This window comes from Streptomyces wedmorensis, assembly GCF_000716445.1.
GTDB lineage: Bacteria > Actinomycetota > Actinomycetes > Streptomycetales > Streptomycetaceae > Streptomyces > Streptomyces wedmorensis.
Genome location: NZ_JNWK01000037.1, coordinates 16,912 through 30,137, shown reverse-complemented (window position 1 = coordinate 30,137; position 13,226 = coordinate 16,912). Strand labels below are relative to the sequence as shown.

At 73.7% G+C, this 13,226-nt stretch carries 13 protein-coding genes; 5 read left to right on the top strand and 8 right to left on the bottom strand.

Going from position 1 to position 13,226, the window contains the following annotated elements:
- Positions 1-4: 4 nt before the first annotated feature.
- The 4 genes from OO54_RS26550 to OO54_RS26535 all read right to left on the bottom strand — a co-directional run bounded on the left by OO54_RS26550 (position 5) and on the right by OO54_RS26535 (position 2,497).
- Positions 5-409 (bottom strand): DUF4259 domain-containing protein, encoded by a 405-nt coding sequence (locus OO54_RS26550; protein WP_017239037.1) that lies wholly within the window; start codon positions 407-409, stop codon positions 5-7.
- 73 nt (positions 410-482) lie between these two features.
- The gene (locus OO54_RS26545; RefSeq protein ID WP_033207272.1) at positions 483-1,064 is read right to left on the bottom strand and encodes a hypothetical protein; all 582 of its coding nucleotides are present in this window, start codon (positions 1,062-1,064) and stop codon (positions 483-485) included.
- 57 nt (positions 1,065-1,121) lie between these two features.
- Positions 1,122-1,559 (bottom strand): MarR family winged helix-turn-helix transcriptional regulator, encoded by a 438-nt coding sequence (locus OO54_RS26540; RefSeq protein WP_033207271.1) that lies wholly within the window; start codon positions 1,557-1,559, stop codon positions 1,122-1,124.
- Between the two features lie 47 nt (positions 1,560-1,606).
- Positions 1,607-2,497 carry an NmrA/HSCARG family protein gene (locus OO54_RS26535; RefSeq protein WP_033207270.1) on the bottom strand — a complete coding sequence of 297 codons (891 nt, stop codon included), beginning with the start codon at positions 2,495-2,497 and terminating at the stop codon, positions 1,607-1,609.
- Positions 2,498-2,642: 145 nt separating this feature from the next.
- Between OO54_RS26535 and OO54_RS26530 the strand changes: the two genes are divergently transcribed.
- The gene (locus tag OO54_RS26530) at positions 2,643-4,829 is read left to right on the top strand and encodes an acyl-CoA dehydrogenase family protein (RefSeq protein WP_033207269.1); all 2,187 of its coding nucleotides are present in this window, start codon (positions 2,643-2,645) and stop codon (positions 4,827-4,829) included.
- 17 nt (positions 4,830-4,846) lie between these two features.
- Complete coding sequence (locus tag OO54_RS26525; RefSeq protein WP_033207268.1) at positions 4,847-6,040, top strand: lipid-transfer protein; 1,194 nt, start codon at positions 4,847-4,849, stop codon at positions 6,038-6,040.
- A gap of 372 nt (positions 6,041-6,412) precedes the next feature.
- Here the strand turns inward: OO54_RS26525 and OO54_RS26520 are convergent, their stop codons facing one another.
- The 4 genes from OO54_RS26520 to OO54_RS26505 are packed head-to-tail and all read right to left on the bottom strand — an operon-like array spanning position 6,413 to position 9,840.
- The gene (locus tag OO54_RS26520; RefSeq protein WP_033207267.1) at positions 6,413-7,018 is read right to left on the bottom strand and encodes a response regulator transcription factor; all 606 of its coding nucleotides are present in this window, start codon (positions 7,016-7,018) and stop codon (positions 6,413-6,415) included.
- Positions 7,015-8,181 carry a sensor histidine kinase gene (locus OO54_RS26515; RefSeq protein WP_051787196.1) on the bottom strand — a complete coding sequence of 389 codons (1,167 nt, stop codon included), beginning with the start codon at positions 8,179-8,181 and terminating at the stop codon, positions 7,015-7,017. The genes OO54_RS26520 and OO54_RS26515 overlap by 4 nt, the downstream gene beginning before the upstream one ends.
- A gap of 10 nt (positions 8,182-8,191) precedes the next feature.
- Positions 8,192-8,911, bottom strand: a complete 720-nt coding sequence (locus OO54_RS26510) for an ABC transporter permease (protein ID WP_033207265.1) — start codon at positions 8,909-8,911, stop codon at positions 8,192-8,194.
- Entirely contained in the window at positions 8,908-9,840 is a 933-nt protein-coding gene (locus OO54_RS26505) for an ABC transporter ATP-binding protein (RefSeq protein ID WP_033207263.1), read from the bottom strand. The genes OO54_RS26510 and OO54_RS26505 overlap by 4 nt, the downstream gene beginning before the upstream one ends.
- Before the next feature lie 287 nt (positions 9,841-10,127).
- Here OO54_RS26505 and OO54_RS26500 point away from each other — a divergent pair, with 287 nt between their 5' ends.
- The 3 genes from OO54_RS26500 to OO54_RS26490 are packed head-to-tail and all read left to right on the top strand — an operon-like array spanning position 10,128 to position 13,055.
- A complete protein-coding gene (locus tag OO54_RS26500; protein WP_033207261.1) occupies positions 10,128-11,000 on the top strand; it encodes a MaoC/PaaZ C-terminal domain-containing protein in 873 nt (290 codons plus the stop codon).
- 22 nt (positions 11,001-11,022) lie between these two features.
- Positions 11,023-12,099, top strand: coding sequence for a Zn-dependent alcohol dehydrogenase (locus OO54_RS26495; protein ID WP_033207259.1), 1,077 nt, complete (start codon positions 11,023-11,025; stop codon positions 12,097-12,099).
- A 14-nt stretch (positions 12,100-12,113) separates the two neighbouring features.
- Positions 12,114-13,055 carry a 3-oxoacyl-ACP reductase gene (locus OO54_RS26490; RefSeq protein WP_033207257.1) on the top strand — a complete coding sequence of 314 codons (942 nt, stop codon included), beginning with the start codon at positions 12,114-12,116 and terminating at the stop codon, positions 13,053-13,055.
- The last annotated feature ends 171 nt before the right edge of the window (positions 13,056-13,226 follow it).

Sequence of the window (13,226 nt, the reverse complement as noted above, 5' to 3'; positions counted from 1 at the left end):
TCGGTCACGCCCCCGCCAGGACCGCCCGCAGCTTCCGGACCTCTGCCTTCCACTCCTCGCCGTCCGACTCCTCCCAGAGTTCGAGCAGCTCGGAGGGCTCGGTGAGGATCCGGTCCAGCGCCGCCACGGCCTCCGGGCGCAGGTCGCCCGGGAGGGGCGGCAGGGGGTCCTTCGGGCCGTACGAGGTCGTGACCGGCTCGCCGCCCGGGCACTGGGCCGCGAGCAGCGCCGCCGAGGCGATCGCCTCGTCCGCCAGGTCCGCGTCCAGGTACTCGTCGCCGGTCTCGATCACCTCGCGGAAGGCCGTGCGCAGCACCTCCGCCTTCTTCTCCACCGGTGCCTCGTCCACCCGGTACGAGAAGTCGGCGGCGGTGTCGTTGTCGAAGGGGCCGATGTCCCAGGTGCCCATGGCGTGCTCGCTCTCACTGTGTCTGCCCGGCTGTACGGACAGCGTGTCAGGCACCACTGACAACGGGTCGGGCTCAGTCGTCGACGCCCAGGTCGGTGCGCATCGACTTCTTCATCGCCCCCAGGTAGGGCCAGACCTCCTGGTGGAGCCGTGCCTCCATGGCCGCGAGCTCCTCCGCGTGCGCGGAGGGGTCCGTCTCGTACACCCTGATCTCGCTGTACGCGCTGTTCAGACGTCTCTTGACCGCGCTGGAGGCTCGCGACACCGAGTCCGGGACGATCATCTGGGCCTCCGCGTAGATGTCCCGGTAGGACAGTCGGCCCGTCTCCAGCTGCTCCAGGGACACGGCGGCGTCCGCGCCCCGGCGGAGTGCGTGGAGATGGTTGTTCATCGCCGTCAGGTACTGGCGGGTGGCGGTGTTCAGCGCGATGTAGCAGGCGCGCCGACGCTCCAGGCTCTCGCGCTGCGCCTGTCGGGCGTGCTCCACCCTGAGCAGTTCCTCGGCGTGACCGCGTTCCTCGCGCCGCTGCTCGGCGGCGGCCTGGAGCTCCATGCGCTTGGTGCGGTCCGCGCGGTTCTGTGTCAGCAGCGCGGCTCCCAGCGTTCCCGCCACGCCCACCACGGCTATCAGTAATGCGGTCCAACTCGCGCCCATCTCGCCCCCTGTGTGCGGCTGCTCGGTCTCCGCGGGGATGCTGTCACAGTGCCGGGGTCAGGGGCGCGGCCCTTCCAGGTTCTCGATCATGCGCTCCAGGACGCGGACGGCGGTGCGGTACTCGTCCGTCGTGATGCCGTCGACGGACCGGGTGCGGAACGCGGCGACGTGCGACGCGACCTCGGCCAGGCGGCGGCTGCCGTCGGGGGTGAGGGCGAGCCGGCCCGGGGCGGGGCGGGTGGCCCAGCCGTCCGCGAGGACGGTGTCGACGGCGGCGGTCAGGGTGGGGGTGTCCGCGTTGGCGGAGAGGACCGAGAGGACCTCGGTGTCCGTGGTCCCGTCGCCTTCGGTCCCGTCGCCTTCTCCGACGAGGTTGAGGACCTGCCAGGCGACGCGGGTGAGGCCGAACTCCGCGAGCGTGCCGTCCATGACGCGGGTGAGGGCCTCGTCGGTGCGGTTGAGCAGGTAGCCGATGGGCTTGGCCTTGGGGTCCATGCGGGATCCTCCGGTGGGTGTCGGTGGTGCCGGTGGTGCCAGTGGTGTCAGTGGTGAGCGGCCTCGGGCCTGGGTCCTGGCGTGAGTATGGCCGTCCAGTCCTGGGCGTGGGCCCAGTCGGGGAAGCTGTGCCAGCCGACCTCGGGGAAGTCGCGGTGGAGTGCGGCGACGTCGACGTCGAGGCCGGACGTGGTGAAGTACGCGAACATCGCGGCCAGGTCGGTGGACCGGGTGCGGACGTAGGCGAGAGGGACCTCCTCGTAGGAGACCGGGCGCCCGAGGGCGGCGGCGAGGATGCCGGTCATGTCGCCGGGGGTGCGCTCGTCGGCGGCGATGTCGACGCGCAGGCCCGCGAAGTCCTCGCGGCGCTGGAGGGCGAGGGCGGCGAAGGCGCCGATGTCCCGGGAGGAGATGAGGGCGAGCGGCCGGCCGGCCGGCATCGGCCAGGCGAAGGTGCCCCCGCGCAGGCCGTCGGCGGTCCAGCCGCCGGCGTAGTTGTCCATGAACGCGGCGGGGCCGATCACCGTCCAGGGCGTGCCGGAGGCGCGGAGGTGCCGTTCGATCGTCCGCTTGCTCTCGTAGTGCGGGACGCCGGTGTCGCGGTCGGCGTGGGCGACGGAGGTGAGGACGACATGGCCGAGACGGGCGCCCGCCGCCGCGTCGACGAGGGCCGTGCCCTGCCGGACCTCGACCTCGCCGCCCGCCTCGATGGCGGTGACGGCGAAGAGGGAGTCGGCGCCCGCGAGGGCGGTGTCGAGCGAGGAGCGGTCGTCGAAGTCCGCGAACCGCACCTCGGCGCCGAGGGCGCGCAGGGTGCCGGCGGCGGGGGAGTCGGGGTGGCGGGTGAGGGCGCGCACCCGGTGGCCGGCGGCGAGCAGGCTGCGGGCGGTGGCTCCGCCCTGGGCTCCGGTGGCCCCGGTGACGGCGACGGTGAGCATGGGATTCCCCCTTCAATAGTGGCTGCGCAGCACATTCTCTGTGCCACGCAGAAGACTCTACCGCGATTTCCCCTGCGTCATGCAGGCTTTTCCCATCTCGTTTCTGACCTTCCGTCAGAATGGAACGTGTTCTAGTCTGCGCCGCATGGGCATCGCCATCACGCACGAACAGCGGGAGCTCGCCCGATCCGTCCGGGGCTGGCTCACCCGCGCCGTACCACCCGAAGAGGTCCGCAAGCACCTGGACGTCCCCGACACCGCCACCGGCCGGCCCGCCTACTGGGACGCCGCCGCCGGACAGGGGCTCCTCGGGCTGCACCTGCCCGAGGAGTCCGGAGGCGGAGGCGGCGGCCTCGGGGACCTCGTCGTCGTCGTGGAGGAAGCGGCGCGGGCCCTGCTGCCCGGCCCGTACCTGCCCTCCGTGCTCGCCGCCGAGATCCTGCACAGGGCCGGGCGCCCGGAGCAGGCCGGGGAGATCGCCCGCGGGGAGCGGATCGCGGCCGTCGCGCTCGGCGGGACCGGAACCCTGACCGCCGTACGGACCGCGAGCGGACACCTCCTCGACGGCACCGCGCCGCCCGTCCTCGGCGGCGCCCAGGCGGACCTGGTGATCCTGCGGGCGACCACCGCGGACGGCGGCGTCTGGCTCGCCGTCGACACCGACGGCCTCGCCGTCCGCCCGCAGGAGAGCGCCGACCCGACCCGGCCCACCGCCGAGGTCACCGCCCGCGCCACCCATGTCCCCGCCGCCCGCGAACTCGTCCTCGACGAGGGACCCGAGACCCTCGCCGGTCTCGTACGGGACCTCGCGGCCGTCCTGTTCGCCGCCGACGCCTGCGGCACCGCCGCCCGCGCCGTCGAGACCGCCGCCGAACACGCCCGCACCCGCGAGCAGTTCGGGCAGCCCATCGGGCGGTTCCAGGGCGTCAAGCACCTCTGCGCCGACATGCTCGTGCGGCTCGAACAGGCCCGCGCGCTCACCTGGGACGCCGCCCGCGCCGCCGCCGGACACGACGAGGGGCGCTCGCTCACCGCCTCGCTCGCCGCGGCCACCGCCCTCGACGCGGCGTACGGCTGCGCCAAGGACTGCATCCAGATCCTCGGCGGCACCGGCTTCACCTGGGAGCACGACGCCCACCTCCTGCTCCGGCGGGCAGTCGTCGCCCGCCAGCTCCTCGGCACGGGGGACCACCACCGGCTCGCCGCCCTGCGCCACGCGGCCGACGGCGTCCGGCGGGGCCTGCGACTCGACCTGCCGCCGGAAGCCGACGCGTACCGGACGGCGGCCCGCGCGGCCCTCGCACCCGCCGCCGGACTCGACCCGGCCGCCGCCCGGCGCACCCTCGCGCCCACCGGCTACGCGGCTCCGCACCTCCCGGAGCCGTACGGACTGGGGGCGGGGCCCCTCCAGCAGCTCGCGGTCCAGCGGGAGCTGGACGAGGCGGGGATCACCGTCTCCGGGCTCGGGATCGCCACCTGGGTCGTACCGTCGCTCCTCGCCCACGGCACCCCCGCGCAGCAGGCCGAGCACCTCGGACCGACCCTCCGCGGCGAGCGCCTCTGGTGCCAGCTGTTCTCCGAGCCCGGCGCCGGCTCGGACCTCGCCTCCCTCCGTACCCGCGCCGAGCGCACGGAGGACGGGCGCTGGCGGATCAACGGGCAGAAGGTGTGGACGAGCGCGGCCCAATGGGCCCACCACGGCATCCTGCTCGCCCGCACCGACCCCGCCGCCCCCAAGCACCAGGGGCTCACCTACTTCCTCGTCGACATGCGGAACACCCCCGGGATCGACGTCCGGCCGCTGAAGGAGATCACCGGGGAGTCCCTCTTCAACGAGGTCTGGTTCGACGACGCGGTCCTCCCGGCCGACGCCGTCGTCGGCGAGGTGAACGACGGCTGGCGGGTCGCCCGCAACACCCTGGGCAACGAACGCGTCCACATGGCCGACCAGGTCGCCTTCGACACCGGCCTCGAAGCGCTCATCGAACGGGCCGCGGGGGAGGACGACTCCGTACGCGTACGGGTCGGAGGCCTCCTCGCCGAAGCGCACGCGCTCGCGTGCATCGGCCTGCGCACCACCCTGCTCCAGGTGTCCGGCCTCGAACCGGGCGCCGGCGCCAGCGTCCGCAAACTCGTCCAGACCCTCCACCAGCAGAAGCTCGCCGAACTCACCCTCGAACTCCTCGGCCCCGAAGGCGCCGTGCGCGAGGGCCCCGGCGAACGGGCCGTCCACGGCCTGCTGATGTCCCGCTGCCTCACCATCGCGGGCGGCACCACACAAGTACAGCTCAATGTCGTCGCCGAGCGCCTGCTCGGCCTGCCGAGAGACTGAACGAGGGGGAGAGACAGATGACCAAGGCGTACGTGGTCGGTGTCGGCATGACCAAGTTCGAGAAGCCCGAAACCCGGGACTGGCAGTACTGGGACATGGCCCGGGAAGCCGGCACGGCGGCCCTCGTCGACGCCGGCATCCCCTACGCGCGCGTGGAACAGGCCGCCGTCGGCTACTGCTTCCAGGCCTCCACCGCCGGACAGCGCGCCGTCTACGAACTCGGCCTCACCGGCATCCCCGTCTACAACCTCAACAACAACTGCGCGACCGGCTCCACCGCCCTCATGACCGCCCGCCAGTTCGTCGAGGGCGGCATCGCCGACTGCGTCCTCGCCCTCGGCTTCGAGAAGATGACCAGGGGCGCCCTCGGCGGCGGGTCCGGCGCGGGAGACTTCGCGACCTCCCCCGTCGCCCGGCACTACGGCGTCATGGCCGCCGCCCACGGCTTCGAGACGTCCCCGCCCACCGCCCAGATCTTCGGCAACGCCGCCCGCGAGCACATGGAGCGGTACGGGACGACCGAGGTGCAGCTCGCGGCCGTCGGCGCCAAGAACCACCAGCACTCGGCGAACAACCCGAACGCCCAGTTCCAGGACGTCTACACCGTCGACGAGATCCTCGCCGCGAAGACCGTCCACCGCCCCCTCACCAAACTCCAGTGCTCGCCCACCTCCGACGGCGCCGCCGCCGTCGTCGTCGTCTCCGAACGCTTCGTCGACGAACACGGGCTGCGGGGGCGCGCGGTGGAGATCGCCGGCCAGGCGATGACCACCGACACCGACGACTCCTTCGCCTCGGGCTCCTGCATCGACGCCGTCGGCCGCCCCATGTCCCGGGCCGCCGCCCGTCAGGCGTACGAACGCTCCGGGCTCGGCATCGAGGACGTCGACGTCGTCGAACTCCACGACTGCTTCTCCATCAACGAGCTCCTCACCTACGAGGCGCTCGGCATGTGCGAGGAAGGCGCCTCCGGCAAGCTCGTCGAGTCCGGCGCCACCACGTACGGCGGCCGCTGGGTCGTGAACCCCTCCGGCGGCCTCATCTCCAAAGGCCACCCGCTCGGCGCGACCGGGCTCGCCCAGACCGCCGAACTCGTCTGGCAGCTGCGGGGTGAGGCGGGGGGCCGGCAGGTGGCCGGTGCGCGCGTCGGACTCGCCCACAACATCGGTCTCGGCGGCGCCGCCCTGGTCACCCTCCTACGCAAGGCCTGACCCCCCCCCGCCTTCCGGGCCCCGCCCCTCCCGCTGCGGGCTGCCCCGCCCGCCCGCGTTGTGGGCATTCGTTCCGCTGGGGCGGTGCCCGCCCGCAACCCCCGGTCCCGCCCGTTGTGGGCATTCGTTCCGCTGGGGCGGAACGGGTGGGCACAACGGACGGCGCCCTTTGCCGGGCCCAGGCTTCCGAGTCTGAACCCGCACCGGGAGTGCGACGCCGTACCGGTGCGGGTCAGGGCGCAGGGCGCAGGGGGCGGAGGCGCCGCCGAGGGCGCCGTCCCGTGTGCCCACCCGTCCCGCCCCAGCGGGACGATCGCCCACACGGCGGCGGGCGGAGGCCGCACGGTGGCGGTGCGGAGGGTGGTACGGGGTTCACAGCCAGCCCTGTCGGCGGGCTGCGCGGACGGCTTCCATGCGGTTGCGGGTGCCGGTTTTGCCGATGGCGGAGGAGAGGTAGTTGCGGACGGTGGACTCGGAGAGGTGGAGGCCGGCGGCGATGTCGGCGATCGTCGCGCCGTCCACGGAGGCGGCGAGGGCGTCGCGTTCGCGTGCTGTGAGGGGGTTGGGGCCGGCGCTGAGGGCCGCGGCGGCGAGTGCGGGGTCGATGACGGTCTCGCCGCGCAGTGCTTTGCGTACTGCTTCGGCGAGTTCTTCGACCGGCCCGTCTTTGACCAGGAAGCCGACCGCGCCGGCTTCCATGGCCCGGCGCAGGTAGCCGGGCCGGCCGAAGGTCGTGAGGATGAGGACGCGGCAGTCGGGCGTCTCGTCGCGCAGGTCCGCGGCGGCGTCGAGGCCGGAGCGGCCGGGCAGCTCGATGTCGAGGAGGGCCACGTCGGGGCGGGAGAGCAGCGCCGCGTCGACGATCTCGTCGCCCCGCCCGACCTGGGCGACGACCTCGATGTCGGGCTCCATGCCGAGCAGCAGCGCCAGTGCGCCGCGCATCATGCCCTGGTCCTCGGCCAGCAGGACTCTGATCATTCGGTCGGCTCCCCCTCGTACGGGCCGGGGGCCTCCACGGGGAGTTCCGCGGTGACCCGGAACCCGCCCCGGGGGGCCGGTCCCGAGTCAAGGGTGCCGCCTGCGGCCGCGACCCGCTCGCGCAGGCCGCGGAGGCCGCTGCCCGGGGCGGTGCCGGAGGGACCGCGGCCGTCGTCGGTGACGGTGAGGCGGACGCGTTCGGTGGTGCCGGTGACGTCGATCTCGCAGCGGGTGGCGCCGCTGTGGCGGACCGCGTTGGTCGCGGACTCCCGTACGACCCAGCTGAGGAGGGCTTCGGCGGAGGGTTCCAGGAGGGGGCCCGAGCGGCGTACCACCGGCTCGATGCCGGCCGAGGAGAGGGCGTCGCGGGCGCGGTCGAGTTCGGTGGCGAGGCTGCCCTCGCGGTAGCCGGTGACGGCCTCCCTGATCTCGGTGAGGGCCTGGCGGCCCACCGACTCGATGTCGCGGACCTGGTCGAGGGCGGCGTCGAGGTCGTGCGGGGCGATCCGGCGTACGACCTCCGTCTTGACCACGATCACCGAGAGGGTGTGGCCGAGCAGGTCGTGCAGGTCGCGGGAGAAGCGCAGCCGCTCCTTCTCGACGGCGGTCCTGGCCAGTTCCTCCCGGGTCGCCCGCAGCTGCCGGACCGTCTCGTCGAGGGCGAGGATCGTCGCGGTGACCATCACCGAGATGAAGGTGCCGTACACGATGCCGAAGGAGTCCCAGCCGTCCCGCCAGAACGTCACCAGGCCGGCGGCCACGACCAGCGGCAGGGCGATCGTCGTGAGGAGGCGTCCCCGGCGTACGACGGCTCCGACGGCGAGGCCCAGGAGGGGGAAGAACAGCAGCCACTCCCGGCCGTAGCCGATGGCGAGGGCGAAGGTGAGTGCGCCGAGGGCGGCCAGGAGGACCCAGGTCAGCGGGGCTTCCCTGGTGCGCGCGTCGAAGGCGCGGAAGACGACCGCGATGTACAGCGTGTTGAAGGCGAGCAGTCCGAGGCCGCCGATCCACGGGTTCGGCGCCTCGCCGCCGATGAGGTGGGAGAGTGCGCCGAGCCCCATCAGGAGCCAGGGCAGGAGGCTCAGGCCGGTCGGCCCGCGGTCCGACCGTGCTCGTGCCCGCTCCCGTACGCCCGCGCTCCGCCGGAGCCACCCGTTCCCCATGGCCACTTTCCTACACCGCCCTCGCCGAACGCCGGTACGAGACGGCCGCGTACGCACCGAACAGCGCCGCCCACCCGGCGATGACCGCCAGGGCCGTCGCGGCGGGGGCCGTCCCGTCGGTCACCGCCACGCCCAGTTCGGCGAAGCGGTGGGTGGGGGTGGCCTCGGAGAGAGCGCGGAGCCAGTCGGGGAAGAGGGCGACGGGGAACCACAGGCCGCCGACGACCGCGAGCCCGAGGTTGCAGGCGACGTTGACGACGCCGGTGGTCTGGGCGGTGAGCCGGTAGCCGTTGCCGATGCCGAGCAGGGTGAAGGGGAGGGAGCCCAGCCAGAGGGTGAGGGCGACCGCGGGCCACTGCCAGGCGTCCATCCGTACGCCGTTGGCGAGGCCGCCCGCGAGGAGGACGCCCGCGATGGCGGGGAGGACGACGACCGTTCCGGTCAGGGCGCGGCCCGTCACGACCTGGCGGGGCGTCATGGGGGTGATCCGCAGCTGTCGCAGCCAGCCGGTGGACTTGTCCTCGGCGACGCCGGTGCCGACGGAGAGGGCGGCGCCGAGCGCGCCGTAGGCCGCCATGCCGACCATGGCCGCCGTCCGGTACGCGCTGTCGTCGGCGCCGAGGTTGGTGAAGAGGAGGTACATCATCACGGGGACGCCGACGGTCGAGATCGCGAATCCGGGGTCGCGCAGGGTGCGGCGCACTTCGAGGCGTACGTAGGCGGTGATCATCGCGCGGTCTCCAGGGTCCTGGCGGTGGCGTGCGGCGGACGGGTGAGGGCGAGGAAGGCGTCGTTCAGGGAGACCGGGGCGACCTCCAGGGCGCGGACGGCGTCCCGTCGTGCCAGGGCGCGGACGGTGGCGTCGGAGTCCCCGGTCCGCAGCCGTGCGCGGTCGCCGCGGACCTCGAAGGACGTGACGCCGGGCAGCAGGCCGAGCCAGTCGGTGGGGCCGCCGGCCAGGTCGAAGGAGACGAGGGAGCCGCCGGCGGCCCGCTTGAGCTCCTCGCCGGTGCCGTCGGCGAGGACGCGGCCGGAGTCGAGGACGACGATCCGGTCGGCGTAGGCGTCGGCCTCCTCCAGATAGTGGGTGGAGAACAGGACGGTGTTGCCGCGGCGCGCGTAGCCGCGCATGGAGTCCCAGAACTCCTGCCGGGCCTCGACGTCGAGGGCGGCCGTCGGCTCGTCCAGGACGATCAGTTCCGGGTTCCCGGCGAGGGCGACGGCGAAGCGGACCCGCTGGGTCTGGCCGCCGGAGAGCCGGTCGACGCGCCGGCCGGCGAGGCCGGTCAGTCCGGCGAGCGCCAGGGCCTCGTCGACGGGCATGGGCGACGGGTAGGTCCGGGCGACGAAGCCGACGAGTTCGCGGACGGTGACCCGGGAGACGGGCCGGGCCTCCTGGAGCATCGCGCCGACGCGTCCGGCGGCCACCGCGCGGTCCGGGGCCGCGCCGAAGACGGCGACGCGGCCGCTGTCGGGCTCGTCGAGGCCGAGGAGGAGGCCGATGGCGGTGGACTTGCCGGCGCCGTTCCGGCCGAGCAGGGCCACGGTCTCGCCCTGCCGGACGGTGAGGTCGAGGCCGTCGACGGCGCGGACGGCTCCGTACGTCTTGGTCGCGGCCGTGAAGGCGACCGCCGGGTCTTGCGGGCTGTCTGTCGTCATGGGTACGACGCTACGAACCGGGGGCGGTGGCCCGGCAGGCGTGGATGTACGGACCCGGCCGTGACAAATGTCCCGGGTCCGGGACCGCCACCCTTTCTGACGTATCGTCAGGAGCCTTGCGCCGGGAGGGTTCCCAACTCCTTCCGGCTGGGCTATACATGGGGTCCACCGACCTAGAACGCGTTCTAGAACGGCCGCGTTCGGGGAGGTCCCGCACGGCCTCGGTGCGACCGACGGTGCGGACGGTCGCGCCGAGGTCTTTCACCGCCACGAGGAGCAGCAGCCCGATGCCCATCGACCCCGCCAAGGCCGTCGCCGCCGAACCCCGCAGCGCCGAGATCTCCTGGGACCACAAGGACGTCCAGCTCTACCACCTCGGCCTCGGAGCCGGTGCGCACCAGGGCAAGCCCGACCCCGCCACGGACCCCGACGAGCTCCGCTACACCCTGGAGTCCCGGCTCCACGTCCTGCCCAGCTTCGCCACCGTCGCGGGCGCCGGCATGGGGGTGGTCGGCGGGCTCTCCGCCCCCGGCATCGACATCGACCTCGCCGCCGTCCTGCACGGCGGCCAGTCGATCACCCTCCACCGGCCCGTCCCCACCGGCGGCCGGGCCGTCTCCACCTCCCGCGTCGCCGCCGTCTACGACAAGGGCAAGGCCGCCGTCCTGGTGCTGCGCACCGAGGCCGCCGACGACGACGGACCGCTCTGGACCAGCGACGCCCAGATCTTCGTCCGCGGCGAGGGCGGCTGGGGCGGCGACCGCGGGCCCTCCGAACGCCTCCCGGTCCCGGACCGGGAGCCCGACGCCACCGCCGAACGGCCGATCCGCGAGGAGCAGGCCCTGCTCTACCGGCTGTCCGGCGACTGGAACCCGCTCCACGCCGACCCGGAGTTCGCCAAGCTCGCCGGCTTCGACCGGCCGATCCTGCACGGCCTCTGCTCGTACGGCATGACCCTCAAGGCCGTCGTCGACACGCTGCTCGACGGGGACGTCACCCGCGTCCGCGCCTACCGCACCCGCTTCGCCGGCGTCGTCTTCCCCGGCGAGACCCTCCGCATCCGGATGTGGGCCGGCGAGGGCAGGGTCCAGGTGACGGTCACCGCCGTGGAGCGCGACGACGCCCCCGTACTCGCCGACACCGTCGTCGAGCACTCCTGACCCGTCTGATTGGAGCCGCACCATGCGCGCAGCCGTACTGCACGAGATCGGCCAGGACAAACTCGAAGTCCTCGACGACGTCGAGGCGGTGGGCTTCGGCCCCGGCAAGGTGCGGATCCGCGTCCGGGCCACCGGCCTCTGCCACTCCGACGTCTCCGCCATGAGCGGCGTCCTGCCGCAGCCCGCGCCCTTCATCCCCGGCCACGAGGGCGCGGGCGAGATCCTCGACGTCGGCGACGGCGTCACCGGACTCGCCCAGGGCCAGCGGGTCCTGCTCTGCTGGCTGCCCGCCTGCGGCAGCTGTCCCGCCTGCAGGCGCGGCCAGACCCAGCTCTGCCTGGCCGGCTTCATGAACGCCGGCGTGCCCAACTTCAAGCGCCCCGGCGGCGACGTGTTCGGCTTCGCCGGCACCGGCACCTTCACCGAGGAGGTCGTCGTCGACGCGGGCTGTGCCGTCCCGATCCCCGACGACGTGCCCTTCGACATCGCCGCCCTCATCGGCTGCGGCGTCACCACCGGCCTCGGCGCGGCCATCAACACCGCCAAGGTGGAGGCCGGTTCGTCGGTCGCCGTCATCGGCTGCGGCGGCGTCGGCATCTCCGCCATCCAGGGCGCCAAGCTCCAGGGCGCCGCCCAGATCGTCGCCGTCGACCCCGTCGAGTCCCGGCGCGAGGCCGCGCTCCGCTTCGGCGCCACCGAGGCGGTCGCCCCGGACGCGCTCGCCGACGCCAAGCAGCGGATCACCGGCGGCGAGGGCTTCGACTACGTCTTCGAGGTCGTCGGCCGGTCCGCGACCGCCCGTACCGCCTACGACACGACCCGGCGCGGCGGCACCCTCTGCGTCGTCGGCGCGGGCGCCCTCGACGACAACCTCCAGCTGAACATGTTCGAGCTGTTCTTCGACGAGAAGCGGATCCTGCCCTCCATGTACGGCGGCGGGGACGTGCTCCGCTCGTACGAACGGGCCATCGCGCTCTGGCGGGCGGGCCGCATCGACCTGGAGTCGCTCATCACCCACCGCGTGCCGCTGGCGGGCATCAACGAGGCCCTGGAGCAGATGCGGACCGGCGTGGCCCTCCGTACCTGCATCGAGATCTGAGAGGACCCCGCGAGATGTCACTCCCCCTGGAAGGACTGAGCGCCATCGTCACCGGCGCCGGCCGGGGCCTCGGCCGCGCCGAGGCCCTGGAGCTGGCCCGGCTCGGCGCCGCCGTCGTCGTCAACGACTACGGGCAGCCCGGCCGCGACGGCTCGGGCGCGGCCTCCGCCGCGCCCGCCGAGGAGGTCGCCGAGGAGATCCGCGCGGCGGGCGGGCGGGCGGTCGCCCACCTCGGCGACGTCTCCGACTTCGAGACGGCGCGGTCCCTGGTCGACCTGGCGGTGTCCGAGTTCGGCAAGCTGGACGTCCTCGTCAACAACGCGGGCATCCTGCGCGACCGGATGGTCTTCTCGATGACCGAGGACGAGTGGGACTCGGTCGTACGGGTCCACCTCAAGGGCCACTTCAACACCACGCACTTCGCCGCGGTGCACTGGCGGGGCCGTTCCAAGGCGGGGGAGACCGGCGTCTACGGCCGGATCGTCAACACCTCGTCCGAGGCCTTCCTCGCCGGCTCGGCCGGCCAGCCCAACTACGCGGCGGCCAAGGGCGGCATCGTCGGCCTCACCACCTCGACGGCCCTCGCGCTCGCCCGCTACGGGGTGACCGCGAACGCCATCTGCCCGCGGGCCAGGACCCGGATGACGGAGGACGTGTTCGCGGGCTTCGGGGAGCCGGGGGAGGGGGAGCTCGACCCGCTGTCCCCCGAGCACGTGGCGCCGATCGTCGGCTATCTGGCCTCCCCCGCGGCGGCCGGGGTCAACGGCCAGTTGCTCGTCGTGCACGGCGGGATGGTCGCGGTCGTGGACCGGCCGCGGGTCTCCGCCAAGTTCGACACCGCCAAGGAGGCGTTCACGTACGAGGAGCTGGACTCCGTCCTCACCCCGCACTACGCCTCCCGCCCGGCGGGCGAGACCTTCGCGGCGGCGGAGGTGCTGGGGCTGAGGAAGGGCTGAGCCACGGGGTGGGGAAGCGCGGCGCGGTGGGGAAGGCGAAGGGCCCCGGGATCACGGCGAATTCGAGGGGCCCTTCGCCTGTCCCTCGCTACCGCGCGCGAGCGTCGCCCTCGCGGCGGTGCCGGCCGTGCGGCGAGGACGTGGAGTCCTCCGCCGGCGACGCCTCGCCGC

Coding starts and splice junctions, on each gene's coding strand:
- OO54_RS26535 (WP_033207270.1), bottom strand. CDS start 2,497: ATGCTCACCGTCGCCGTCACCGGGGCCACCGGAGCCCAGGGCGGAGCC.
- OO54_RS26510 (WP_033207265.1), bottom strand. CDS start 8,911: ATGATCACCGCCTACGTACGCCTCGAAGTGCGCCGCACCCTGCGCGAC.
- OO54_RS26520 (WP_033207267.1), bottom strand. CDS start 7,018: ATGATCAGAGTCCTGCTGGCCGAGGACCAGGGCATGATGCGCGGCGCA.
- OO54_RS26495 (WP_033207259.1), top strand. CDS start 11,023: ATGCGCGCAGCCGTACTGCACGAGATCGGCCAGGACAAACTCGAAGTC.
- OO54_RS26550 (WP_017239037.1), bottom strand. CDS start 409: ATGGGCACCTGGGACATCGGCCCCTTCGACAACGACACCGCCGCCGAC.
- OO54_RS26505 (WP_033207263.1), bottom strand. CDS start 9,840: ATGACGACAGACAGCCCGCAAGACCCGGCGGTCGCCTTCACGGCCGCG.
- OO54_RS26500 (WP_033207261.1), top strand. CDS start 10,128: ATGCCCATCGACCCCGCCAAGGCCGTCGCCGCCGAACCCCGCAGCGCC.
- OO54_RS26525 (WP_033207268.1), top strand. CDS start 4,847: ATGACCAAGGCGTACGTGGTCGGTGTCGGCATGACCAAGTTCGAGAAG.
- OO54_RS26545 (WP_033207272.1), bottom strand. CDS start 1,064: ATGGGCGCGAGTTGGACCGCATTACTGATAGCCGTGGTGGGCGTGGCG.
- OO54_RS26530 (WP_033207269.1), top strand. CDS start 2,643: ATGGGCATCGCCATCACGCACGAACAGCGGGAGCTCGCCCGATCCGTC.
- OO54_RS26490 (WP_033207257.1), top strand. CDS start 12,114: ATGTCACTCCCCCTGGAAGGACTGAGCGCCATCGTCACCGGCGCCGGC.
- OO54_RS26515 (WP_051787196.1), bottom strand. CDS start 8,181: ATGGGGAACGGGTGGCTCCGGCGGAGCGCGGGCGTACGGGAGCGGGCA.
- OO54_RS26540 (WP_033207271.1), bottom strand. CDS start 1,559: ATGGACCCCAAGGCCAAGCCCATCGGCTACCTGCTCAACCGCACCGAC.